The sequence below is a fragment of the Barnesiella sp. ET7 genome (assembly GCF_024733785.1).
In the GTDB taxonomy this organism is placed as follows: Bacteria; Bacteroidota; Bacteroidia; order Bacteroidales; family Barnesiellaceae; genus Barnesiella; species Barnesiella merdigallinarum.
In genome coordinates, this window is sequence record NZ_JANRHM010000009.1 from 71,653 (window position 1) to 95,146 (window position 23,494).

The following is a 23,494-nucleotide window of genomic DNA, read 5'->3' on the forward strand; positions in this document are numbered from 1 at the left end:
TAGATTGTTTCTTTCAATAATTTTTTGCTACTTTGCAACTGATATAATATGTAAAGCCTTAATCTGAAAAAGAACACACCTATGGAAGCGACAAATTGTGAAAACATCGGTATAAAAATACAGGTAAGAGAGAATCTGACCGATCCGAGAATAACAAAATTTCTCGAAGAAAAAGATTGGAATTTTTCATTAGACGACTTTGATGCATACCTTGATACCTTAGAGCGACCGCTCTACAATGAACGGGCTCGACAAATTGTAGAATTTCTTGTCAACTATCGCGACGGGATTATATGTCCCGATCGGTACAACAGTTGTGACCCGATAAAATATCCCTTTGACAAGAACGATATATCAGACCCGATTGCCATGCTAAGTTTCCCGGCAGGAGACTTGAGTATGAAGAAACTGCGTAAATATCTTGTTCTTATATACAATAAGTCATATGCTATTATCGGAGATGGAGGAGTGGAAAAAGTCTTACGTCCCAAACGGGTCTTACCGGAATATATGGGTATTATCTCCTTTTATTTCCTCAAACAATGGAAGATTGACAGGGACTTTGTGGAACAACTCCTGCGGGACTTTTGCGAGTACCTGAAAGCCGACTACGGCATTATGTATGACAATAAGACAGGCGAAGTCCTGCTCGATCTCTTCGGCAATGCCGAGAAAAACATCTACGAAGAGAAATGGAAATCACAAAAAGAGACCGAAGAATACTTCAACAACCTCATGCAAAAGGCCTTGGCCAATCAGCAGAGCCAGGAACAGGAAATCGCCGACCCACAAAACCAGGAGCAGAAACCCGCGATACGGCAACAGGAACCCGGCAAACAGCCACCGATTTTATGCTTATGTATACAGGTCAAGCCCAACCTGACCGACCCGCGATTTGTAGAGTTCATGCAGAACTGGGACTTTGATAGGGCCAAATTAAATACCTTTTTACACGACCTGTGGGAGAAAAGTCATAACGAGTATGCCGAGAAGATAATCCGTTTCTTCTGCACCTATAAAGATGGATTTATTTGCCCCGACAAATATGGCTACTACGCCACCATGGGAAAAGAGTTTGATGCCGACCATATAGAGATTCCCGTGGCCTGGTTGAGTTATCCCGGCGTGCGCCTGCACCTGTCGAAGAAGCGCATGTATCATGGCTCTATCATCAGCGATTACTGGTACACCATTACCAATGGCTGCGACATAAAAAATCCCAAGAAGGTAACTCCCCAATATGTAGGGATATTGACCAACGAACTGGTGAAGTCGAGAGCGCAGATTTTTGGCCAGTTTCCCGACCACATGGGCACCATATTGATTTGGACCATGAAGAGGAGCAAGCTGGATATGGAACGATGCAAAGAGCTGCTGGTCGATTTGTGTACCTATATGGATACCGACAGCGGGGCGATAATCGACGAAGAGACCGACCAAATCATCTTCAATGTCGAAGAGGTTCTGGAGAAAAAGCCAAAGCCTCGCAACAATTGGCTGTCGTGGCTTCTGAATCCCTTTAAGAAAAAAGACGACCTGAAGTCATAGACTCATAAGAACAGAAAGCAAAAAACAAGAGGGGCTGCATCGGTTGCGATGCAGCCCCTTGTCTTATCAGTCTGTGATAAGATTATTTCATCACTTTGGCAACCGTGTTACCGGCTTTTACAATATAGGCACCGGCAGCGGGCAAGGCGATTTCGTTCTCACCTTCCACACCCTCGACACTCATAACCAATACACCGGCCATGTTGTAAACGGCAATTGTAGCCGGTTTCTCAAGAACAACGTGCAGATTGTCGTGTACGAAAATCTTGTCGTTGCTAACTTGTACACCTTCTACACCGCTTTGGCCATCTACATCAATCAAATTTGAAATATTGGAAGCATCGGTAACTTGACCGGTGGCCATATTGACATTCAAGGCAAATACACCATAGAAGAAATTATCAGTTACCCCTTCGGACATTACATCTCTCTCCATCGTAAATACCTGAACCGATGTACCCGTGGTCGTGGCATAATCATGGAAAGCCATAAACTCAAGACCGGGAGCAAGAGTTTGTGATACAACGAATTCATTAACCTTTATATCACCTGTATTCTCCGAAGCCATCGTATATAAGAAAAGTCCCGATTCTTCAGTCAACGGAAGATCTGGAACCGAATAACTTCCTTTCAACCCGCCATCGTCCAAAGTCAGGTCACCCAAAGCATAAGCTTTGCTTTCACCATTTTCATCATAATAATACCCTATATAAACCTTATCACCGGTATTACCCTCTAGACTGAGACTGAAATGGATATTCCCGGTTTCACCACCAGCCGTCAAATCCAACGGGGGAGTATCCAACTCGCAACCCTCTGCAGCTGCGGCAGGGAGAATAACAGACTGATCGCCCAACTTACCATCGATCAATACCCACTGAGAACGGTAGGTACTACCATTAAGATAGTTGGTAATCGACTCATCACTTGCCTCTGCGAAATAGAAATCTTCATACAAAGCACAATATTCAACAGAATCGGCAGCCGTAGTAAATATTCTATATGTATCTACTTCGTAATAATTAGCTCCCGACACAGCATTCCAGTTAGCTACAAAATAAGAAGGTGTTACATTTGTAGCAGGGAGAGCTTCAGGTGCCGTCAAAGCAGCAACTTGTGCCGGTTTTTTGGCAATACGTTTTTGATTCTCCTTAATAAAATCAAATTTGGTTTCAGCAGTACCCGGTAAAGTTCTGCTCAACGAGGACTTTTCAATCTTCTCGAGGGCTACTTGTTTAACCGGAGTCAAGCGATTCATCGGTTCAAATGTTTGGGCAAAGCCAACATTTACACACAAGGCCGTAGCGGCCAAAACAAAAGTAAATTTTTTCATACCACTTTTTTTAAGTTACTACTTTGGGGTCAAAAAATATGTACACAAATGTAATAATATTTTGATAAATAAAGTCATTTTTCTAATAAAAATCTATTAAAAATTTCATTTTGAAAACAAATACCATCCCTCTGTTTCATTTCAAAAGTAGAACAAAAATCTATAACATGCTGTTTAACAGAAAAATACAAATCGATTGTGTTGATTGACAACAGGCCACAAAAAACGGAGCGTACCGACAATACAATCTATCGGGACCACAACAGATGACTGCCACACTCGTAGAAAAAGAGAGGGAATGTCGCCGAAGGAAGAGCTTGCGAGGGGTTTAAAAAAGGAAAGGTTGTCTCACGACAACCAATCTTCATTAACCTTAAATCTAATACTATGAAAAACACATTGCAAATGTATGAATTTTCTGAGTCGACGACAAGAAAATCAACTCAAAAACGAGAGTATACAACTTTATTTATTATTTAAATACAATATTTTAGCAAAATAGAATCAAAAACAACCAACTCTAACCTATTTTTGCAGCATTGAAAAAAGTAAGAGCTCGACGAACCATTATCGTCAAGAAATCGCTATCTTCGTGCACCCAAACGAAAAGAGATGATAGACCAGGCAACCATCGATAAAATTATGGCCGCGACCGACATCGTCGATGTCGTATCCGACTTCGTCAGCCTGCGCCGGCGTGGAGCCAACTATTGGGGGTTATGCCCGTTTCACGACGACCGGTCGCCCTCGTTCAGCGTATCGCCATCGAAGGGGGTTTGCAAATGTTTCAGTTGCGGCAAGGGTGGCAGCGCCATACACTTCATCATGGAACACGAACAGCTCTCCTACTACGAAGCGCTGAAATACCTGGCCAAGAAATACAACATCGAGGTTCATGAAAAGGAGCTGACCGACGAAGAGCGTCAGAAACGGAGCGAACGCGAAAACATGTTTGTCATCAACACCTTCGCTCAAGAGTTCTTCAGCAAGTCGCTGCTCGAGACCGACGAAGGCCGTTCGGTGGGTCTGGCCTATTTCAAGGAGCGGGGCTTCAACGAAGACATCATCCGCAAGTTCGGGCTGGGATATTCGCCCGAAAAGCGCGACGCCCTGGCCGTGGAGGCCCAGAAACGGGGCTATAAGATTGACTATCTGCTCAAGACGGGGCTCTGCCGCGAGACACAGGAAGGCCGCATCTACGACCTCTTTTCGGGCAGGGTCATGTTCCCGGTCTACAGCGTATCGGGCAAGGTGGTCGCCTTTGGCGGACGCATCTTGAAGTCGGGGGTGAAGATAAGCAAATACTTCAACTCCCCCGAATCGGATATTTACCACAAGAGCGACGAGCTCTACGGCATCTACCAGGCCAAGCGGGCCATCGAGAAAGAGCGGCGCTGCTATCTGGTCGAGGGGTATACCGACGTGCTGTCGATGCACCAGTCGGGTATCGAAAATGTCGTAGCTTCGTCGGGTACGGCACTTACCCACGGACAGATACGACTCATTCACCGCTTCACCGACAACATCACGGTGCTCTACGACGGCGATGCTCCGGGCATCAAAGCCTCGTTGCGAGGTATCGACCTGCTGCTGCAGGAGGGGCTCAACATCAAAGTGGTGTTGCTGCCCGACGGCGAAGACCCCGACTCTTTCTCCAAGAGTCAGAGTGCCGAGTCGTTCACCCGTTATATCAAGGGACACGAGACCGATTTCATTCGGTTCAAGACCCAACTGCTGCTCGAAGATGCCGGCGAAGACCCCATCAAACGGGCCGCCATCATCTCGAATATCGTCGAGAGCATCTCGCTCATACCCGATGCCATTGTCCGCTCGGTCTACGTGCAAGAGTGCAGCCGCCTGTTGCAAATCGACGAACAGGTACTGCTGTCGGAGCTGAACAAACGCCGCCAGAAACGGGCCGAACAGCAGTTCTCGCGCGAGCGCTACAATCAGGAGAGGCAATCGGCCGCCACGACGAACGCCCCGAAATCGGGAAACACAACAACCGCCGCACCGGCCAACGGCAACGAAACTCCCCCACCCCCTTCGCTGGCCGATATGCCGGCACCGGCCGAAACACCCGAAGCCGTCCCCGTCACCGACCACACGCTGTCGCAACGGATGGTACAGCAATCGCCCCTCGAAAAATACGAGCGGGAGATTATCCGCTATATCGTGCGCTATGGCTACCGCAACCTGTTCGAATTGCCCGACGGGTCGTGGCAAAAGGTGTGGGAATACATCGTCGAAGAGCTCTCGATCGACAGTATCGAACTGTGCAATCCGCTGTACAAGCATATCGTAGAACTGACAGCCGAGCAGCGGGAATACGAAGCTCAACAAGTAGCCGCCTTGCGAACCGAACTGCAGGTGAAGGAACAAAAACTGGTCGACGAAGCCATCGAACAGATACGCCTCGAAAGCGGCGATATTGCCGACAAACAACGGAAAGAGGCCGAAGCTCAAACACGTATCGCCCGCGAGATGGAAGAAGAGTTGCAAACCTTCGAGACCAATTTTCTCGAACGCTATTTCACGACCCATCCCGACTCCTCGATCAGCATGCTTGCCGTCGACCTGGTGAGCGAGAAATACCAGCTCAGCAAAGTACACACCAAATTCCAGAAGGTAGAACTGGAGGCCGATCGTCTGTGGGAGCTTATTCCACGGGCCATCTACGAGCTGAAAAACGCCATTCTCGAGCAGTCGATCAAGCAGATACAGGAGCAAATCAAAGAGGCCTCGCGCAACAAGGACGAGCAACGGATAATCGAGCTCATCGAGCAGAACGTCGAGCTCAACCGGGTGAGAACAGCGTTGGCCAAGCAGATAGGCGACCGTATCGTATCGCCGAGATAAAAAAGATATTCAATATTTATTTATCGAAAAACAATAAAATTTTATCATTTTACTTGTTTAATTCAAAAAATATACGTTCCTTTGTCTCATCAATCATATACCTATTGTCAAAACACTATGTACTATCTCGAAGCCAATCACATTGTCAAACAATATGCTTCACACCGAGCACTCGACGATGTCACCGTGCGCGTACCCCGCAACGGCATCTATGGCCTGCTGGGGCCCAACGGAGCCGGTAAAACGACCCTGATTCGTATCATCAACCAGATTACCGCCCCCGACGAAGGCGAAGTTCTCATCGACGGCCGCCCGCTACACCCCTCGGATGTCGAGCACATAGGCTATCTGCCCGAAGAGCGAGGCCTCTATAAAAAGATGAAGGTGGGCGAACAGATTCTCTACCTGGCCCAATTGAAAGGCATGTCGCGACAAGCTGCCAAAGAGAGCATGAACTATTGGCTGGGCAAATTCGACATCCGCGGTTGGGAAAAGAAGAAAATAGAAGAGCTCTCCAAAGGCATGCAACAAAAGATACAGTTCATCACCACGGTGATGCACAACCCGCAACTGCTCATCTTCGACGAGCCCTTCAGCGGATTCGACCCCGTGAATGCCAATCTGCTCAAACGCGAGATTCTCGAAATGCGCGACAAGGGTGCCACCATCATCTTCTCGACTCACAACATGGGTTCGGTCGAGGAGTTGTGCGACGAGATTACCCTCATCAACCGCTCGCACGCCGTGCTGCAAGGCAAGGTCAACGACATTCGCGAACAGCACAAGAAGCACCTCTTCCAGGTCGAGGTACAGCAGGGCGAACTGCAAAGCAACGACCTCTACGAGATTACCGAGGCACGGGATGTCGCCCGCGGCCACGCCTACACCCTGCGCAAGCGCGACCCGCACATGAGCAACAACGAGCTCATCGGGCTGCTCACGCAACAATGCCAGATAGCCGGGTTTGAAGAGATACTGCCCACGATGAACGAAATCTTTATCGATACCGTTGGCGAATCGGCCCTGGAAGAAAAACAAAACGCTTAGCTAAACACACTGCATCATGAGTAAAATATCGCTTATCATAGAACGCGAGTACCTCACCCGAGTTCAAAAGAAATCGTTCATCCTGATGACGATTCTCTCCCCCATCATCATGGTGGCCCTCGTCTTTGCACCCATCTGGCTCTCCAAGCTCTCGAGCGACGAGACCCGCCTCATCGCTATCATCGACCAGACCGGCCTGTACAAGGATATTTATCACGATACCGACGAGTATCACTACACGTATACCCAAGGGACCTTATCGCCCGACCAGATGCGGGTCGACGGCGACGAAAGCACCATGCCCTATGCCTATGTCATCATCAAGGACAACCTGCTCGACAATCCTCAGGGCATGACCATCTATTCGCAGAAACAGATTACCTCCAGTTGCGAGCTGAACATCATCTCGCAGATGGAAGATTACCTCAAGGACGAGAAGCTGCTCTCGTACAATATCCCCGACATCAAGCGCATCATCGACGAGTCGGACATCAATCTCCAGGTCGACACCATCCGGCTCGAAGAGGATGGGGCCGAGACCCAGACCTCGACCGAGTTCGTGACGATTATCGGCATGGCCATGACCCTTATCATCTACATGTTCCTCATGCTCTATGGCGGACAGGTGATGTCGAGCGTCATGCAGGAGAAGACCAACCGCATCGTCGAGGTGATGGTGTCGTCGGTCAAACCGTTTGAACTGATGATCGGCAAAATTGTCAGCATCGGGCTGGTAGGACTCACCCAGTTGGGCATCTGGATTATCTTCCTGGTGGGCATATTCCTCTCGGCCGGGGCCTACTTCTCGTTCAGCGGCGGTGTAGACCCCGCACAGATGAGCGACATGGCCGCCATGACCACTACGATGAACGGCGTCGATGCCAGCCAGTTGAGCGGCGACATGGGTGCCATGGCCGAGGTACAGCAGATGCTGGGGAGCATCAACATCACCCAGCTGCTCGTCAGCTTCGTGTTCTTCTTCATCGGCGGGTATATCCTCTACGCCTCGCTCTTCGCCGCCATCGGGTCGGCCGTCGACAACGAGTCGGACACGCAACAATTCATGGTACCCATCACCTTCATCATCATCTTTGCCCTCTATGCCGGCATCTTCAGTGCCGAGAATCCCGACGGACCGCTGGCCATGTGGTGCTCGATGATACCCTTTACCTCGCCCATCGTCATGATGGTGCGTATCCCCTTCGGGGTATCGACCTGGGAGCTGGCCCTCTCGATGGTTATCCTCTACGGCTCGGCTATCGGGCTGGCCTGGGTAGCCGGCCGCATCTACCGTGTGGGCATACTCATGTACGGCAAGAAACCCAGCTATAAAGAGATGATTAAATGGATACGTTATAAAGCCTGAGCAGTATGAAAACGGTACGAAATTTCATAACTCTGCTATGCGCCGGTCTGCTGATGCTCTCCTCTTGCGCCGGTAGTAAATATGTAGTGGAGAAGAATCCCGCAAAGCACAACCCCGTCGATGAAATCGAGTGGTTGAAGGAGCGGAAGAAAACTCTTTCGCAGACCGAATGCCGCATCACCCTCTACGAGAAAGAGGGGGCGCTCTACTACGTCGTCTATATGCCTACTCCCGGAGCCTTCGACAAAAATACCACTACGGTCTACGACAGTGAGGGCAAGATGTGCCTCAAATACGGAGGCCTCATGCCCCCGGCCCGTCGGGAAGCGGTCCGGCAGTTTTTCGAAGGTGCCGTCGACAAAGGGGTTATCTGGGAATGCCGCCTGCGCGAACCGGCGACTGCGACCAATCCCAAACCCTGACAAATACGACTTTTACAGATTACACACAATAACAAGCGTGGCAGAGGCCCGAGAGGGTCGCTGCCACTTTCCTTTTTTAAATGTCCTTATAACTCCGGCAAAGACTACCGCAGCTCAAAATCGTCGGCATCCTTCCATACGGGGAACTTCTCCCGGAACCGACGCACCTTCGACAAGTCGAGTTCGACCTCGAGCACCTGCTCGGCAAAGGGTTCGGCCTCGGCCAGAATCTCGCCCTTCACCCCTACGGCCATCGTATCGCCCCGATAGACCATTGCGGTAGCATCGTTGCCGGTACGGTTCACCCCGCACACATAGGCGGCATTCTCGATAGCACGAGCCACCAGCAGACTGCGCCAGGCATAGGCCCGCGACTGCGGCCAGTTGGCCACCACCAGCATCAGGTCGTACTCGTTGTTCACATTGCGGCACCACACCGGGAAACGCAAATCGTAGCACACCTGCAAGGCGATATTCCACCCCCGATAATTCACCACGAGCTTGTGGTCGCCAGCTGCAAAATGACGCCCCTCCTCGCCCATGCGGAAGAGGTGACGCTTGTCGTAGTAGTGCGGAGTACCGTCGGGAGTAACCAAAAATCCGCGGTTGTAGCACACTTCGCCCTCCCGGGCCATGAAACTGCCCGCCACCGCCAGGTTGTACTGCCGGGCCCACGAAATCAAAGCCTCGACCGTCGGACCCGAAACCGGCTCGGCCAACTCTTCGGCCCGCATCGAGAAGCCCGTGGTAAACATCTCGGGGAGCACCACCAGGTCGCAGCGCCCTGCGAGCCGCTCCAGCATCGCAGCACAACGCGCCCGATTCTGTACCTTATCCTCCCACACAATATCGGTCTGCACCAAGGCGACCCTCAACAATTCGTCCATCTCAATCGTGTTTATACAAAAAAGTCGAGCAGACCCAACCAGTCCGCTCGGCTCATACAAAATTTACTTACAATCCGGTTATGAAATTCTCGGGCTTACGAGCATGGAAATCCTTGTAATACGACTTGATGGCCCGCATATCGGCCTCAACATCGCCCGTAGGGGTAAAGGTGCGCTCGATACCCACCCGCTTCTCCTTGTAGTCGATATAGGCCAGCACGATAGGAACACCCGCCCCCTGAGCAATGTAGTAAAAGCCCTTCTTCCAATCGGCATTAGGCTTGCGGGTAGCCTCGGGGGTAATGGCAATCGCAAAGCGTTCGCGTTCGTTGAATATCGCCACCAGTTGCGACACCATATCGGTACGTCTGTCGCGCGACACTGGCACCCCGCCCATCGAACGGAACAGGGCACCAAGCGGCGGGAAAAACCACTCTTTCTTCATCATGAATCCGGCAAAGCGTCCTACCGACAGATAGGCCAGCTTGCCGATGATGAAATCCCAGTTGCTCGTATGAGGCGCCACACAGATGACACACTTGGGATAATCGGGCAGCGTGACCACTACCCGCCACCCCAGCGCCTTCAGCACGAAGGAACTCAGGGCCCGCTTCATCCTACCCATTAGCCGTTAAGGGCAGCCAAATCTTCGAAAACACCGTCGATAGCTTTGTCGAAGTCGGCACGCAGTTTTTTGTAATAGACTTTCACCTTCTTGGGATCCTTATCGCCGTTGGCACTTACACGGCACAGAAAATCGTCTTGAATATTGGCGATTTTACCCACCAACTCATCGAGCTTGTCGGTATCGACACCGGGCACATAATATTTATTGAACAGACACTCGGCCAGCAATTCACCGGCGATGTAGTTAATCTCTTTTTTCAATGTTCTTTTGTTAGCCATAGCTTATCTATTTTAAATTTACGCTGTAGCAAAGATAACAAAAGGATAGCGCAGAGGCAAATGAAAGGCACAGTTTTTTCAGGCAATTCGCATCTCGAAGACACCACAAAACAGACATCCCGAGGTATAGGCGACAAACTCATCGCCCCTACCCCGGGAAGTATCTGGTACGGTCTTCGGCAAATACGACTATTCGTAGCGACCGTATGCGTATCTTATTTCTTCTCTGTCACCGCACGCACCGGGTGGCCCAGATACCGATAGGTACCACTCAAATGAACCTCAGAGGCATAGTCGCCCGACAACCAGAACTCGGCGGCAAACGCAAATTGCGGGAAAATCGTAACCACCGAACTGGCCCAATAGGAACAAAGCATCTCCAAATTTAAGGTATTACCATCTTGTTTCCACCCCGATACCGGGAAAAATAGGGTGGCATCTTCATACCCGGGAACCGTACTGGTGAGCCGTACGCCCGTGACACCATTCTCGACAGCCGCATAGTCTACGGTCGTATTTGCCAACAGCTCCTCAAACTCGGCACTGGTGGGCATGCGCCATTCGCTCCCCCACGATACCGTGGCCAAATCGTCTTCAGGCTGCAGCGTTTCCAAGTCGTCGGAAGAGGTATATTTGTCGAGCGAGCTCTGTGAATGGCCAAACTCATAGTACGACCACGAATACCAATCTTTAGGCTCTATTCCACCCCAACTCACATAATAGCCTACCTCCTCGGGATTTTCGGCACCAATATTCAGCGAAGCCCAATTCACCGAGAGACCCATATCGATAATCTCCAGATTTTCGGGAGTGTTGCCATCAAAGCTCTGCGCCTCTTTGAATCGCATCTCTTTGATATCGTTAATATCCAACTCCAGCAAGTCGCCGTTGGTCTTTTCAATTTGCAACAGTTGTGCTTGTGCCGAGCTACCTATAAACAGTGTGGTGAGTATGGCCAGTGTAATCTTTTTCATTTCTTATATACTTTAAGGGTTCGACTATTGATGTTGATAATATATATGCCGGCAGCGAGGTCCGTCAAATCGATTTGCACCAGAGAGCCTTGGGCAACGAAGTTTTGCAACACTTGCCCGCTCATGGCATAGACACGCACGGGTGCCCCCTGTATATCGCCCGTAACCTCTACGAGATTGCGGTCGACATATCGGAAAACAATCTCGTTTTGGTCCTCGGCATCATCCAGACTCGAGGGGACCGAATAATCTTCGAACGTGAATGTTTGAATTTCCGACCGGGCATAAACGGCTTCTGCCACATCCGATTGCACATACACGTTCTCTTCGTCAAAAGTCAACCGGGGATTCTCCGCTATTATATAACGGATTGTGGTTCCATCGGTGAGATTGACAGCAAAAACTTTTGTCGTCGACTCTTCCGCCAATAGAGGGCTTATGGATGCAAAAGCCATCAGCAAAAAAATCAGAATGCAACTTTTTCTCATCATTTCATCACAAATTATTGGGTTATTTAATAGGAATAGCGATTTACAAACGAACACATCATTTTCGATTCGTTTGTAAAATTAGATGCAAAATGTTAGGAAAACAAGTGAAAAATATTGTATTGTGTCGTATTTCTTGAATTATGACATCTTTTTGCGCACAGTTTTGATATATTCGCCAGGAGTCTGCCCCATCACCCGTTTGAAGGTGGTATGGAAGGTAGCCCGACTTTTGAAACCGACCAGACCGGCAATCGCCTCCAGCGTGTAGTTACCCAGTTTGTCTTCTTCGTTGATGATGCGACAAGCCTCCTTGATACGATACTGATTGAGCAGCGAACTGAAATTGGATCCGTAGAGCTGATTGATGACCTGCGATACATATTTAGGTTTCGACTCGCACAGTTCGGCCAGTCGATCCAGATTGAAATTGGGCGTAAATATTTCGCGATTCTGTTCGAACACCTCCTGTATCTTGGCTCTCAATTGCTCTTTGGTTTCATCGTCGAGCGTGCTTTTCATGTATTTTTCGGCAGGTGCAACTGCCTGCGACTCCCTGGCAGGTCTTCGTTTCCATACCAGAAACCACACCACACCTATACCCACTATCAGAAAAAGCAGACACGAAACATACAGCGTGTAACGCTTGTATCCATGCAGCTCGCTTTTGTTGGCCTCGAGTTGCTGCACCACCTGCATCACCGCCACCTCGTCGAGCTTATTGCGAGTCAACAGCGAGTCCTTATGCCGCAGGGCCTGATTGTAATACTCGGCCGACTTCAGCGAATCGCCGTTGAGACGATACATCTCCGACAGGTCATAGAGCGCCACGGTTTGCCCGTCTTTCATGTTCATCCGGGTAGCCAGGTCGAGCATCTGCAGTTCGTACACGATAGCCGAATCGTAGCGCTCTTCGTAGACAAACGACTTCACCATCGATGCGTATGAACCATAAAGCAAATAGCTGTACTTATCGTCCGGCGGTAACGAACGCATTTGCTTGCGGAAGGCGTCGCGAGCCCGGTCATACTCATGCTTTTCCATATAAATGAGCCCCTCCTGCAAGTAATAGGCATACTGGTAGTTATACTCGTGACGGGCTTCGGTACAACTCTTGAACGCCTCGATTTCCGCTTGTATGCTGTCGATACGGTTCGACGAAAACATGCGGTTCCCCAAATTGATAAAGGCTGTGATCATGGTGTGCCACTGCCCGTATCGCTTGGCTACCCAGAAGGCTTTGCGATAGGCCTCTTCGGCTTGTTCGAAATATTTATTCTCCCGCTTCTGGGTCGCATAGGTCATCAGCAAGGCACCCTGCTCGACATAAATTTTAGGTGTCTCCTCCTGAATCTCATACCGCCGACTCAGACTCAAGGCTCTCAATAACCGATTGCTGGCCTTTTCATAATCATAAATCAGAGAATACAGTTGCGTGCTCTGAGCCAATGCCCGTATATAAAAACGTCGCTCCTCCTGAGAGGCCGACTCGACATCGCGAGTCTCACAGAGCGAAAAGAAAATCAGAGCAGAATCTTTCTTTCCCTCCTTATAACAGGTTTGACCCTTCTCGAACAACTCGGTTATGGTCAAATGATTGAACCGGTTTTGAATCGGTTCGGCAGATTTATCGGCACGGATATTTAGCGGGAAACAAAAAACAGAGATGACAATAAAGAAACATATTCTCTCCAATATCTTATTATACATATCCATTTTCCCTACTTTATTGCGATAGCGAAAATAATAAGAAGATAGTAAAATTCAAACCATGTGCTCTATTTATTTATGAAATGGTGCCAAAAGGATATACGACAATCGATATACATTTATATATAACCACACGAAACTCCATGCCCGGCCGAGATAACTCAAATGGAACATCGACTCCGTTTTTTTATATTCTTTATAAAACAGATACGACTTTTTGAAGCAGACAAACCCCTTTTTGTAAAAGGGAGAGCAGTCGATTTTTACTCCACGGGTCATCGTTTTATCGTGATAAGAATTTGCAAAAAATTTTTTTTATCGCTGTGTTACAAAATATTTTCTCTAAATTTGCACTCTCCATTTCCCAAGAAACAACCGGGAATGATTTTTACAGTAATGGAAAAACAACTCGTACCTGATTATATTTTTGAAGTTAGTTGGGAGGTTTGCAACAAGGTAGGCGGTATCTATACGGTACTTTCGACCAAAGCAAAGACTCTGCAAAAACAATATAAGGATAAAGTCATCTTTATAGGCCCCGATGTCTGGGGCGATAAACCCTCACCCTATTTCACACGCTCGAAAACACTATTGAAAGAGTGGCAACGCGAGGCATGTCTGCCGCAGAACATGAAGGTAAAGGTGGGCCGCTGGAATGTACCGGGTCGCCCTATCGTGATTCTGGTAGACTTCAAACCGCTCTATGCCTATAAAAACGATCTCTATGGCGAGATGTGGAACCGCTACGGCGTAAACTCACTGCCGGCCTATGGCGACTACGACGAGTCGTGTGCCTTTGCCTACGCCTCGGCGCTGGTTATCGAGAGCTACTACAAATTTATCCATGGCGAGAAATACAACGTAGTAGCCCACTTCGACGAGTGGATGACCGGCATGGGGTTGTTGCATATCAAATACACCTTGCCGCAGGTGGCTACCCTCTTTACCACACACGCCACCTCGATAGGTCGCTCGATTGCCGGCAACGGGAAACCGCTGTACGATTATCTGGCCGGCTACAACGGCGACCAAATGGCCGAACAGTTGAACATCGTATCGAAGCACTCGCTGGAGAAAACGGCGGCCATCGAAGCCGACTGCTTCACGACAGTGAGCGAAATCACGGCCAAGGAGTGTACCCAACTGCTGGACCGCAAACCCGACATCGTAACCCCTAACGGATTCGAACGGAATTTCGTTCCCTCGGAAGAGGTTTACAAGGAGCGTCGCAAAGTGGCCCGCCAACGGCTCTTCGACATCACCGAAGCGCTCACGGGCGAACGTCCCGACAAAAACGCATACCTGATTGCCACCTCGGGACGATATGAATACAAGAACAAGGGTATCGACCTCTTTGTCGATGCGGTCGAACGCATAGCCAAGAGTCCCGACCTGGAGCGCGAAATCGTAGCCTTCGTACTGGTGCCGGCCTGGATCGATGTTCCCCGGGCCGACCTGCAAGACCGGTTGAATCGACAGGTCCACGAGACTACACCTCTGCCCGAACCCTTTATCACCCACACCCTGCACAACTACGACCAGGACAGTGTGGTGAACCAGATACACTATCTGCATCTCGACAACCATGCCGGCAGCCGGCTGAAGATTGTCTTCATCCCGTCGTACCTGACGGGCGACGACGGCATTGTAAACCTGTCGTACTACGACCTGCTTATCGGCCTCGATGCCACGGCATTCCCCTCGTACTACGAACCGTGGGGCTACACCCCGCTCGAGAGTATCGCCTTCGGGGTGCCCACCATCACGACCGACCTCTCGGGATTCGGCCAATGGATCAACAGCCGCCAGGAACAGGGGTTGAAGAAATCGGGCGTAAAGGTGCTGCACCGCAGCGACTTCAATTTCGTAGAGGTATCAGAAGAGCTGGCCGACACCATCCTTGCCCTGAGCCACTGCGGAAAGGCACAACGCGAAAAAATATCGCAGGCAGCCACGGCCGTTTCGCTCGAAGCCGAATGGAAAAACTTTATTACCTACTACACGAAGGCCTTCCACATAGCGCTGAAAAAGTCGGCTCTGCGAAAGCCCTCGGACAACTCGGATAACTCGGATAATTTAATGTAGAAAAGACTTAATAATAAATTCAATATTCTATTATGAAAGTACAAGTAAGCAACACAAACACTCCTAACTGGCGTGATATTACTGTTAAATCGCAAGTTCCGGCAGAATTGAGCTGCCTGGCAGTCTTAGCAAAAAATCTATGGTGGTCATGGAATAGTGAGGCCAAAAACTTGTTTAAATCGATAGATAAGGATTTGTGGAAAGCGGTTCACGAGAACCCCGTTCTATTCTTGCAACGCATCGGGTACGAAAGACTCGAAGAAATCACTAAGGACAAACAGCTCATGCACGACATCAAAGAGGTGTATGATCATTTCGAAAAATATCTTCAGGTAGAGAAGCGGAAGGATGTACCGTCGATTTCCTACTTCAGCATGGAATATGGCTTGAGCCACGTGCTGAAAATCTATTCGGGAGGTCTCGGTATTCTGGCCGGCGACTATCTGAAAGAGGCCAGCGACAGCAACGTCGATATGACGGCCGTTGGCTTCCTCTACCGTTATGGCTACTTCACGCAGACCCTCTCGATGGACGGTCAGCAGATTGCCAACTACGAGGCCCAGAACTTCAACCAGCTCCCCATCGAGCAGATGACCGAAAAAGACGGCCGTCCTATGGTACTCGAGGTTCCCTACCCCGGCCGCATTGTCTATGCCCACATCTGGCGCGTGAATGTAGGCCGCATCAAACTCTATCTGCTCGACACCGACCTCGACTCGAACAGCGAATGGGACCGCTCCATCACCTACCAGCTCTACGGCGGTGACTGGGAAAACCGTATGAAACAGGAGTATCTGCTGGGTATCGGCGGTATCTTGATGCTGAACAAGCTGGGTATCAAGACCGATCTCTACCACTGCAACGAGGGCCATGCTGCCCTGCTGAATGTACAACGGTTGGTAGACTATGTACAAAACGAACATCTGAAATTCGGCGAAGCCCTCGAGGTAGTGCGTGCTTCGTCGCTCTATACGGTACACACGCCGGTACCTGCCGGTCACGACTACTTCGACGAGTCGCTCTTCGGCAAGTACATGGGTGAGTTCCCCGCCAAACTGGGCATCGAATGGAAAGACCTGATGAACATGGGTCGCGAAAACCCCGACACCAACGAGAAGTTCTCGATGAGTGTATTTGCCTGCAACACCTGCCAGGAGGTGAACGGTGTAAGCTGGCTCCACGGCAAGGTATCGCAAAAGATGTTCCAACCCATCTGGAAAGGATACAGCCCCGACGAACTGCACGTAGGCTACGTAACCAACGGTGTACACATGCCTACCTGGGCCGCTTTGGAGTGGAAAGAGTTCTATGTAAAGACCTTCGGTCCCGACTTCATGGATCACCAGTCCGACCCCAAGATGTGGGAGAAGATTTACGACGTAGACGACGAAATCATCTGGAATATCCGTCAGACGTTGAAAAACAAATTCGTGAAATTCGTGAAAGACGACTTCCGCGAAACCTGGCTGAAAAACCAGGGCGACCCCTCGCGCATCGTTTCGGTTCTCGAGAAAATCAACCCCAACGCCCTGCTCATCGGCTTCGCCCGTCGTTTTGCCACCTATAAACGTGCACACCTGCTCTTTACCGACCTCGACCGTCTCTCCAAGATTGTCAACAACCCCAACTACCCGGTACAGTTCATCTTCTCGGGTAAGGCTCACCCCGCCGACGGTGCCGGCCAGGGTCTGATTAAACGGATTGTCGAAATCTCGCGCATGCCTGAGTTCCTGGGCAAGATCATCTTCCTCGAGAACTACGACATGAAGGTTGCCAAACGGCTTATCTCGGGTGTGGATATTTGGTTGAACACGCCTACCCGTCCGCTCGAGGCATCGGGTACGTCGGGCGAAAAAGCCGAAATGAACGGCGTGCTCAACTTCTCGGTACTCGATGGCTGGTGGTACGAAGGTTACAAAGAGGGTGCCGGCTGGGCGCTGACCGACAAACGCACTTTCCAGGACCAAGGACAGCAAGACAAACTCGATGCCGCTACCATCTACTCGATGCTCGAGAACCAAATCGTTCCTCTTTACTTCGCCAAGAACAGCAAAGGCTACTCTCCCGAGTGGATTCAATACATCAAGAACTCGATTGCCAAGATTGCTCCCCACTTCACCATGGAGCGCATGTTGCACGACTACATCGACCGCTTCTACCTGAAAGAGGGCAAGCGTACTCACCTGCTCAAGGCCGACAACTATGCCAAAGCCAAAGAGATTGCCGCCTGGAAAGAGGAGTTCGTATCGAAATGGAACGACATCGAAATCTGCTCGGTATCGATTCCCGACGGTCTGCTCTACAACCCCCACGTAGGCGAAGAGTATGAGATGACAGTCGTTCTCGACAACAAGGGCTTGGGCAACTGCCTGGGTGTAGAACTCGTCATCGCCAATGCCGAAGAGGGCAATACCGAACCGTACAAGACTCTCGAAATGAAACCGGTACAGACCGATGGCACCAAGGTGACTTACAAGTTGCGCTACCTGCTCAACGACTCGGGTGTATTCCGCTACTCGTTCCGCATGTTCCCCCAGAACCCCGACCTGCCCCATCGTCAAGATTTGGCATACGTCCGCTGGTTCTAATCGGAGTCGTCGTGGAGAGAGGGACCACACTCTGCTTCGCATGAGGGCGGCTCCCGACCAACATTCTCCCGACCCTATACCATCTATCGCCAGATTCCCGCACGGGAGTCTGGCGATCTGTTTTTGTTAAAGCTCGTTAAGTTTTTCGTCTCGACAAACATTATTTCCACACATGCGTTTTATCCCCAAACTACTACTCTGTATATCAAGATGACCCGGCGTCGAGACGACAGGCAATGCCCCGTCCCTGCACCGAGTCATCTTTTCCCTCTTACCGTTAAAATAAATCGTGCGAATTTCGTATCTTTGCACAAAGCAAATATCGCAAAGCAAACATAAACCTCATGAGCGAACAAAATTCACTACTGGAAAAATTAGAGGGATTGCTTATCCGATTTCAAGAAATAGGGACTCTCATCACCGACCCTGCCGTCATAGGCGATATGAAACGGTATGTAAAACTCACCAAAGAATACCGGGAACTCGAAAAAATATCGGAAGCAGCCAAACGCTATAAACAACTGCTGAACGGAATAAACGAATCGAGACAGATACTCGACAGCGAAAACGACCCCGAAATGCGCGAGATGGCCAAGGACGAGCTCGAATCGTGCACGGCCCAACTGCCGCAACTCGAGGAGGAGATAAAGCTGCTGCTCGTACCGGCCGACCCCGAAGACAGCAAAAACGCCATCGTCGAGATACGTGGCGGAACGGGCGGCGACGAGGCTGCCATCTTTGCCGGCGACCTCTTCCGCATGTATACCAAGTATTGCGAGACCAAGGGGTGGAAGACCGAGGTAAGCAGTTACAGCGAAGGTGCCTCGGGCGGGTTCAAAGAAATTATCTTCACCGTAACCGGCGACAACGTATACGGTACCCTCAAGTATGAGTCGGGCGTACACCGCGTGCAACGGGTACCGGCCACCGAAACCCAGGGACGCGTACACACCTCGGCCGCCACGGTAGCCGTGCTGCCCGAAGCCGAAGAGTTCGACGTGGAAATCAACGAGGGCGAAATCAAATGGGATACCTTCCGCTCGAGCGGTGCCGGCGGTCAGAACGTGAACAAGGTAGAGTCGGGCGTACGGCTGCGCTACAACTGGAAGAACCCCATTACCGGCGAGACGGAAGAGATACTCATCGAGTGTACCGAAACCCGCGACCAACCCAAGAATAAGGAGCGTGCCCTCTCGCGGTTGCGTTCGTTCATCTACGACAAGGAGCACCAGAAATACATCGACGACATCGCCAGCCGGCGCAAGACCATGGTATCGACGGGCGACCGGTCGGCCAAGATTCGCACCTACAACTACCCGCAGGGACGCATCACCGACCACCGCATCAACTACACCATCTACAATCTGGCAGCCTTCATGGACGGCGACATACAGGACTGCATCGACCACCTCATCGTGGCCGAAAACGCCGAGCGACTCAAAGAGAGTGAATTATAATCTGCATATAATCATGAACAAGAAACAGCTATTCGAGAATATCAAGCGGAAAAAATCTTTCCTCTGTGTGGGACTGGATACCGACATCCAGAAGATTCCCGAACACCTGAAGTCAGACGAAGACCCCATCTTCGCCTTCAACAAGGCGATTATCGACGCCACGGCCGACCTCTGCGTAGCCTACAAACCCAACCTGGCTTTCTACGAGAGCCTGGGCGTGATGGGTTGGACGGCCTTCGAGAAAACCGTCAGCTACCTGCGCGAGAACTACCCCGACCAGTTTATCATTGCCGACGCCAAACGGGGCGACATCGGCAACACCTCGGAACTCTATGCCCGCAGCTTCTTCTGCCACCTCGACCTCGACGCCGTGACCGTGGCCCCCTACATGGGCGAAGACAGCGTGAAGCCCTTCCTCGGCTACCCCGACAAGTGGGTCATCCTGCTCGGCCTCACCTCGAACAAAGGGTCGCACGACTTCCAGCTGACGACCGATGCCAACGGCGAACGCCTGTTCGAGAAGGTGCTGCGCACGGCCCAAACCTGGGCTACCGACGAGCAACTGATGTTTGTCGTGGGTGCCACACAAGGCCAACTGTTTGAGGATGTGCGCCGCATTGCCCCCAACAACTTTCTGCTGGTGCCCGGCGTAGGCGCCCAGGGCGGCAGTCTCGAGGAGGTTGCCAAGTACGGAATGAACAGCGAGTGCGGCCTGCTTGTTAACTCATCGCGCAAAATCATCTACGCGGCCAACGACGAAACCTTCGCCCAAGCTGCCCGCGAAGAGGCCCTGAAGGTACAATACGAGATGGAACATCTGTTGCACAGCAAGGGATTACTCTGATTTTTAAAGAAAATAGCATTTAATAGTAAAAAGATAATCGATTTTTACCTAAATTTGCCAAACGGAAACGAGTTACATACTAAATATTAAACGATATGCAAACTATTGACAATTACAATTTTGCCGGTAAAAAGGCATTTGTACGCGTAGATTTTAATGTTCCCCTCGACGAGAACTTTAACATCACCGACGACACTCGTATGGTAAAGGCTTTGCCTACGTTGAAAAAGATTCTGGCCGATGGTGGCAGCCTCATTATCGGTTCGCACCTGGGCCGTCCCAAAAAAGGTCCCGAAGATAAATTCTCTCTGCGTCACATCGTAGCTCACCTGAGCGAACTGCTGGGCACCGAGGTTAAATTTGTCGACGACTGCGTAGGCGACAAGGTAAAAGCTGCTGCCGCTGCCTTGAAACCGGGCGAAGTGCTGCTGCTCGAGAACCTCCGCTTCCACGCCGAAGAAGAGGGCAAACCCAGAGGCTTGGCCGAAGATGCCAGCGACGAAGAAAAAGCTGCTGCCAAGAAAGCTATCAAAGCCAGCCAGAAAGAGTTTACCAAAGACCTCGCCAGCCTGGCCGACGTTTATGTAAACGACGCCTTCGGTACGGCTCACCGTGCTCACGCCTCCACGGCTCTGATGGCCGAATACTTCACCCCCGAAAACAAAATGTTCGGTTATCTGATGGGTAAAGAAGTTGCTGCCGTAAACAAAGTGATGAAAGAGATGGTTCGCCCCTTCACCGCCATCATGGGTGGTTCGAAAGTTTCGTCGAAGATCGAAATCATCGAAAACCTGTTGACCAAAGTCGACAACCTCATCATCGCCGGTGGTATGACCTACACCTTCACCAAAGCTCTGGGTGGCAAAATCGGTAACTCTATCTGCGAGGACGACAAACTCGACCTGGCTCTCGAACTGATTGAAAAAGCCAAAGCCAACCACGTGAACCTCGTGCTGGCCGTCGATGCCAAAATCGCCGACGACTTCTCGAACGACGCTCACACCGACTTCTGCGACGTAGACAAAATTCCCGACGGTTGGGAAGGTATGGACATCGGTCCCAAATCGGAAGCTCTGTTTGCCGACGTAATCAAGAAATCGAAAACCATCCTCTGGAACGGTCCGACGGGCGTATTCGAATTTGAGAACTTCACCTCGGGTTCGCGCGCTGTTGCCGACGCTATCGTAGAGGCTACGAAGAACGGTGCCTTCTCGCTCGTTGGTGGTGGTGACTCGGTTGCTTGTATCAACAAGTTCGGTCTGGCCGACCAGGTTTCTTACGTTTCGACCGGTGGCGGTGCCCTGCTCGAAGCTATCGAAGGTAAAGTATTGCCCGGTATCGCCGCTATTCAAGGCTAATACCCTGCTTTATAAACTATACAGAAGCATCTGGAGAAGATTTTCTCCGGATGCTTTTTTTATGGGGTTATCCCATGCAAGCATAAGCATCAAACCCAATCTCACCCCAGCTCTGTACTCGAAGACAAAAGAGGAGAATCGGATACGGAATGCTATGTTTTCAGCAATTATCCTACATTTTTTTCACGAAAACGATGGAAATCCTATAAATTTTCCATACCTTTAGCCACCGAGATATTATCATAGGGACTTATTCATTGTATCCGAGACTCAATCTGTTTATCGTCATACCCCCTCATTACGCATACCATGAACAAAATCGAACTGAAGAAAGAAGCATTAACATCGTTGAGCGCCAGCGGCACCCTGTATCAGGAGGGGCGCTATCACGAAGCCCTCGATATGGCCGAACGGGCTTGGAACTGCTACTTCGAATTGCAGAAGTTGCGCGATCTCAACGAAGACTATACCGACCTCATCTATACTGCCCGTACCCAATACGAACGGTGTAAAGAGGCTATCGACCCATCGGACGACAGCACTCCCACCCCCAACCTCGAAGAGGAGTATGCGACAGTCCTGGAATGGCAAAGGGAGGGCGAAGCCGGCGACTATCAATCGGCCTTGAATGCGGCCGACTGGTTTGCCAATCCCGACCACTGGAGTTTCCTGCACGAGAGTGGCATGACCGGCAGCGAATACCTCACCCGCGCCTCGCAACTGTACCAGTCGGTAGTCGACGACGAAAAAATCTGGCCCGAATACCGCGCTCTGGCCGCCTATCGCATAGGCAGGATGTACATGCTACCCTTGTACGGGAATGTCGATATGAGCCATGCGCTGCAATATCTGCGATGGGCCGCCGAGCAGATGCTCGACCTGGAGCACCGCACCGAACGGCTCTTATTGGCCATACTCCAGTCGATGGTCAATGCCGCCACCTACATGGGCCATATTCCGCAAGCATGCCGCTATGCCGCCATAGCCCGCGAGAATGGTGCCGACATGGGCATATTCGATGCCGTGGCCCGCTACGGTTTCCGACACAAGGAGAAGATGGCCGGCGAACTGCTCGAGCAGATGATTGCCGACGGTACGTGGGAGGGATTGCTCATCAAGGGACAGAACCTGCTCAACGACTGGCTGGCCGATATGGACGACCCCGACAAGGATGCCCGGATGGCCGAGTATGCCGACTTGCTGTCGAAATATTACGACGAGCATTCCGATGCCGAAGAGAGCTACGAGATTCTCGGGTTGGTATTGATGAACTACTTCCTCAGGAACGGCATGAGCTTCTTCGACGACAACCTGGTAGACTACATGCAGAAGGGTCTCGACGCCGGCTCGCTGTGGTGCCGCTACTACATGGGATGGATTTGCGACATAGCCTCGGAAATCGTGAGCAAGGAGGGTGACCACGAACGCGCCGACAATTTCCACAAGACAGCCCTCTCGCAATATTGCCTGGCGGCCAACCGAGGGCACCGACTATCGATTATCGCCTATCTGAACATGCTCAAGGACGACCAGGCCGACCCCGAACTCATCGCCAGCTACGAGGCCGTTGCCCGTCAATACGATTGTGAAATATAATTTGCTAACTCCCTAACTACACTCAA

Annotated in this window: 18 protein-coding genes; 11 read left to right on the top strand and 7 right to left on the bottom strand. The window is 50.6% G+C overall.

Annotated features, from left to right (window positions below):
* Positions 1-564 precede the first annotated feature (564 nt).
* Positions 565-1,548, top strand: a complete 984-nt coding sequence (locus NW211_RS07510) for a hypothetical protein (protein WP_258327451.1) — start codon at positions 565-567, stop codon at positions 1,546-1,548.
* Positions 1,549-1,630: 82 nt separating this feature from the next.
* Here the strand turns inward: NW211_RS07510 and NW211_RS07515 are convergent, their stop codons facing one another.
* On the bottom strand, positions 1,631-2,881 hold the full coding sequence (locus NW211_RS07515; RefSeq protein ID WP_258327452.1) for a hypothetical protein: 1,251 nt from the start codon (positions 2,879-2,881) through the stop codon (positions 1,631-1,633).
* 612 nt (positions 2,882-3,493) lie between these two features.
* Between NW211_RS07515 and dnaG the strand changes: the two genes are divergently transcribed.
* The 4 genes from dnaG to NW211_RS07535 all read left to right on the top strand — a co-directional run bounded on the left by dnaG (position 3,494) and on the right by NW211_RS07535 (position 8,575).
* On the top strand, positions 3,494-5,740 hold the full coding sequence (gene dnaG, locus NW211_RS07520; protein ID WP_258327453.1) for a DNA primase: 2,247 nt from the start codon (positions 3,494-3,496) through the stop codon (positions 5,738-5,740).
* A gap of 117 nt (positions 5,741-5,857) precedes the next feature.
* Positions 5,858-6,787: an ABC transporter ATP-binding protein gene (locus NW211_RS07525; RefSeq protein WP_258327454.1), complete on the top strand. Its 930-nt coding sequence runs from the start codon at positions 5,858-5,860 to the stop codon at positions 6,785-6,787.
* 16 nt (positions 6,788-6,803) lie between these two features.
* Positions 6,804-8,153 carry an ABC transporter permease gene (locus NW211_RS07530; RefSeq protein WP_258327455.1) on the top strand — a complete coding sequence of 450 codons (1,350 nt, stop codon included), beginning with the start codon at positions 6,804-6,806 and terminating at the stop codon, positions 8,151-8,153.
* A 5-nt stretch (positions 8,154-8,158) separates the two neighbouring features.
* Complete coding sequence (locus tag NW211_RS07535) at positions 8,159-8,575, top strand: hypothetical protein (RefSeq protein ID WP_258327456.1); 417 nt, start codon at positions 8,159-8,161, stop codon at positions 8,573-8,575.
* 104 nt (positions 8,576-8,679) lie between these two features.
* On the opposite strand, the gene NW211_RS07540 is transcribed toward NW211_RS07535, so the two are convergent.
* The 6 genes from NW211_RS07540 to NW211_RS07565 all read right to left on the bottom strand — a co-directional run bounded on the left by NW211_RS07540 (position 8,680) and on the right by NW211_RS07565 (position 13,423).
* Complete coding sequence (locus NW211_RS07540; protein WP_258327457.1) at positions 8,680-9,462, bottom strand: amidohydrolase; 783 nt, start codon at positions 9,460-9,462, stop codon at positions 8,680-8,682.
* Positions 9,463-9,529: 67 nt separating this feature from the next.
* Entirely contained in the window at positions 9,530-10,078 is a 549-nt protein-coding gene (locus tag NW211_RS07545) for a lysophospholipid acyltransferase family protein (RefSeq protein WP_258327493.1), read from the bottom strand.
* 8 nt (positions 10,079-10,086) lie between these two features.
* Positions 10,087-10,368 (bottom strand): hypothetical protein, encoded by a 282-nt coding sequence (locus NW211_RS07550; protein WP_258327458.1) that lies wholly within the window; start codon positions 10,366-10,368, stop codon positions 10,087-10,089.
* 215 nt (positions 10,369-10,583) lie between these two features.
* Entirely contained in the window at positions 10,584-11,342 is a 759-nt protein-coding gene (locus NW211_RS07555) for a hypothetical protein (RefSeq protein ID WP_258327459.1), read from the bottom strand.
* Positions 11,339-11,833, bottom strand: coding sequence for a T9SS type A sorting domain-containing protein (locus NW211_RS07560; RefSeq protein ID WP_258327460.1), 495 nt, complete (start codon positions 11,831-11,833; stop codon positions 11,339-11,341). The genes NW211_RS07555 and NW211_RS07560 overlap by 4 nt, the downstream gene beginning before the upstream one ends.
* A 138-nt stretch (positions 11,834-11,971) precedes the next feature.
* The gene (locus tag NW211_RS07565; RefSeq protein WP_258327461.1) at positions 11,972-13,423 is read right to left on the bottom strand and encodes a helix-turn-helix domain-containing protein; all 1,452 of its coding nucleotides are present in this window, start codon (positions 13,421-13,423) and stop codon (positions 11,972-11,974) included.
* 498 nt (positions 13,424-13,921) lie between these two features.
* Here NW211_RS07565 and NW211_RS07570 point away from each other — a divergent pair, with 498 nt between their 5' ends.
* The 6 genes from NW211_RS07570 to NW211_RS07595 all read left to right on the top strand — a co-directional run bounded on the left by NW211_RS07570 (position 13,922) and on the right by NW211_RS07595 (position 23,468).
* Positions 13,922-15,625 (top strand): glycogen/starch synthase, encoded by a 1,704-nt coding sequence (locus NW211_RS07570; RefSeq protein ID WP_258327462.1) that lies wholly within the window; start codon positions 13,922-13,924, stop codon positions 15,623-15,625.
* Positions 15,626-15,657: 32 nt separating this feature from the next.
* Positions 15,658-18,213, top strand: coding sequence for an alpha-glucan family phosphorylase (glgP, locus tag NW211_RS07575; protein ID WP_258327463.1), 2,556 nt, complete (start codon positions 15,658-15,660; stop codon positions 18,211-18,213).
* Between the two features lie 344 nt (positions 18,214-18,557).
* The gene (prfA, locus tag NW211_RS07580; protein ID WP_258327464.1) at positions 18,558-19,670 is read left to right on the top strand and encodes a peptide chain release factor 1; all 1,113 of its coding nucleotides are present in this window, start codon (positions 18,558-18,560) and stop codon (positions 19,668-19,670) included.
* Positions 19,671-19,683: 13 nt separating this feature from the next.
* Complete coding sequence (gene pyrF / locus NW211_RS07585; protein ID WP_087407750.1) at positions 19,684-20,514, top strand: orotidine-5'-phosphate decarboxylase; 831 nt, start codon at positions 19,684-19,686, stop codon at positions 20,512-20,514.
* A gap of 95 nt (positions 20,515-20,609) precedes the next feature.
* On the top strand, positions 20,610-21,872 hold the full coding sequence (locus tag NW211_RS07590) for a phosphoglycerate kinase (protein ID WP_087407334.1): 1,263 nt from the start codon (positions 20,610-20,612) through the stop codon (positions 21,870-21,872).
* Positions 21,873-22,181: 309 nt separating this feature from the next.
* Positions 22,182-23,468, top strand: a complete 1,287-nt coding sequence (locus tag NW211_RS07595; protein WP_258327465.1) for a hypothetical protein — start codon at positions 22,182-22,184, stop codon at positions 23,466-23,468.
* Positions 23,469-23,494 lie beyond the last annotated feature (26 nt).

Bases quoted from the DNA above. Each gene is read 5' to 3' on its own strand.
- NW211_RS07540 (WP_258327457.1), bottom strand. From the start codon at position 9,462: ATGGACGAATTGTTGAGGGTCGCCTTGGTGCAGACCGATATTGTGTGG.
- NW211_RS07545 (WP_258327493.1), bottom strand. From the start codon at position 10,078: ATGAAGCGGGCCCTGAGTTCCTTCGTGCTGAAGGCGCTGGGGTGGCGG.
- NW211_RS07555 (WP_258327459.1), bottom strand. From the start codon at position 11,342: ATGAAAAAGATTACACTGGCCATACTCACCACACTGTTTATAGGTAGC.
- prfA (WP_258327464.1), top strand. From the start codon at position 18,558: ATGAGCGAACAAAATTCACTACTGGAAAAATTAGAGGGATTGCTTATC.
- NW211_RS07515 (WP_258327452.1), bottom strand. From the start codon at position 2,881: ATGAAAAAATTTACTTTTGTTTTGGCCGCTACGGCCTTGTGTGTAAAT.
- NW211_RS07560 (WP_258327460.1), bottom strand. From the start codon at position 11,833: ATGATGAGAAAAAGTTGCATTCTGATTTTTTTGCTGATGGCTTTTGCA.
- NW211_RS07595 (WP_258327465.1), top strand. From the start codon at position 22,182: ATGAACAAAATCGAACTGAAGAAAGAAGCATTAACATCGTTGAGCGCC.
- dnaG (WP_258327453.1), top strand. From the start codon at position 3,494: ATGATAGACCAGGCAACCATCGATAAAATTATGGCCGCGACCGACATC.
- NW211_RS07525 (WP_258327454.1), top strand. From the start codon at position 5,858: ATGTACTATCTCGAAGCCAATCACATTGTCAAACAATATGCTTCACAC.
- NW211_RS07550 (WP_258327458.1), bottom strand. From the start codon at position 10,368: ATGGCTAACAAAAGAACATTGAAAAAAGAGATTAACTACATCGCCGGT.
- glgP (WP_258327463.1), top strand. From the start codon at position 15,658: ATGAAAGTACAAGTAAGCAACACAAACACTCCTAACTGGCGTGATATT.
- NW211_RS07535 (WP_258327456.1), top strand. From the start codon at position 8,159: ATGAAAACGGTACGAAATTTCATAACTCTGCTATGCGCCGGTCTGCTG.
- NW211_RS07590 (WP_087407334.1), top strand. From the start codon at position 20,610: ATGCAAACTATTGACAATTACAATTTTGCCGGTAAAAAGGCATTTGTA.
- NW211_RS07530 (WP_258327455.1), top strand. From the start codon at position 6,804: ATGAGTAAAATATCGCTTATCATAGAACGCGAGTACCTCACCCGAGTT.
- pyrF (WP_087407750.1), top strand. From the start codon at position 19,684: ATGAACAAGAAACAGCTATTCGAGAATATCAAGCGGAAAAAATCTTTC.
- NW211_RS07570 (WP_258327462.1), top strand. From the start codon at position 13,922: ATGATTTTTACAGTAATGGAAAAACAACTCGTACCTGATTATATTTTT.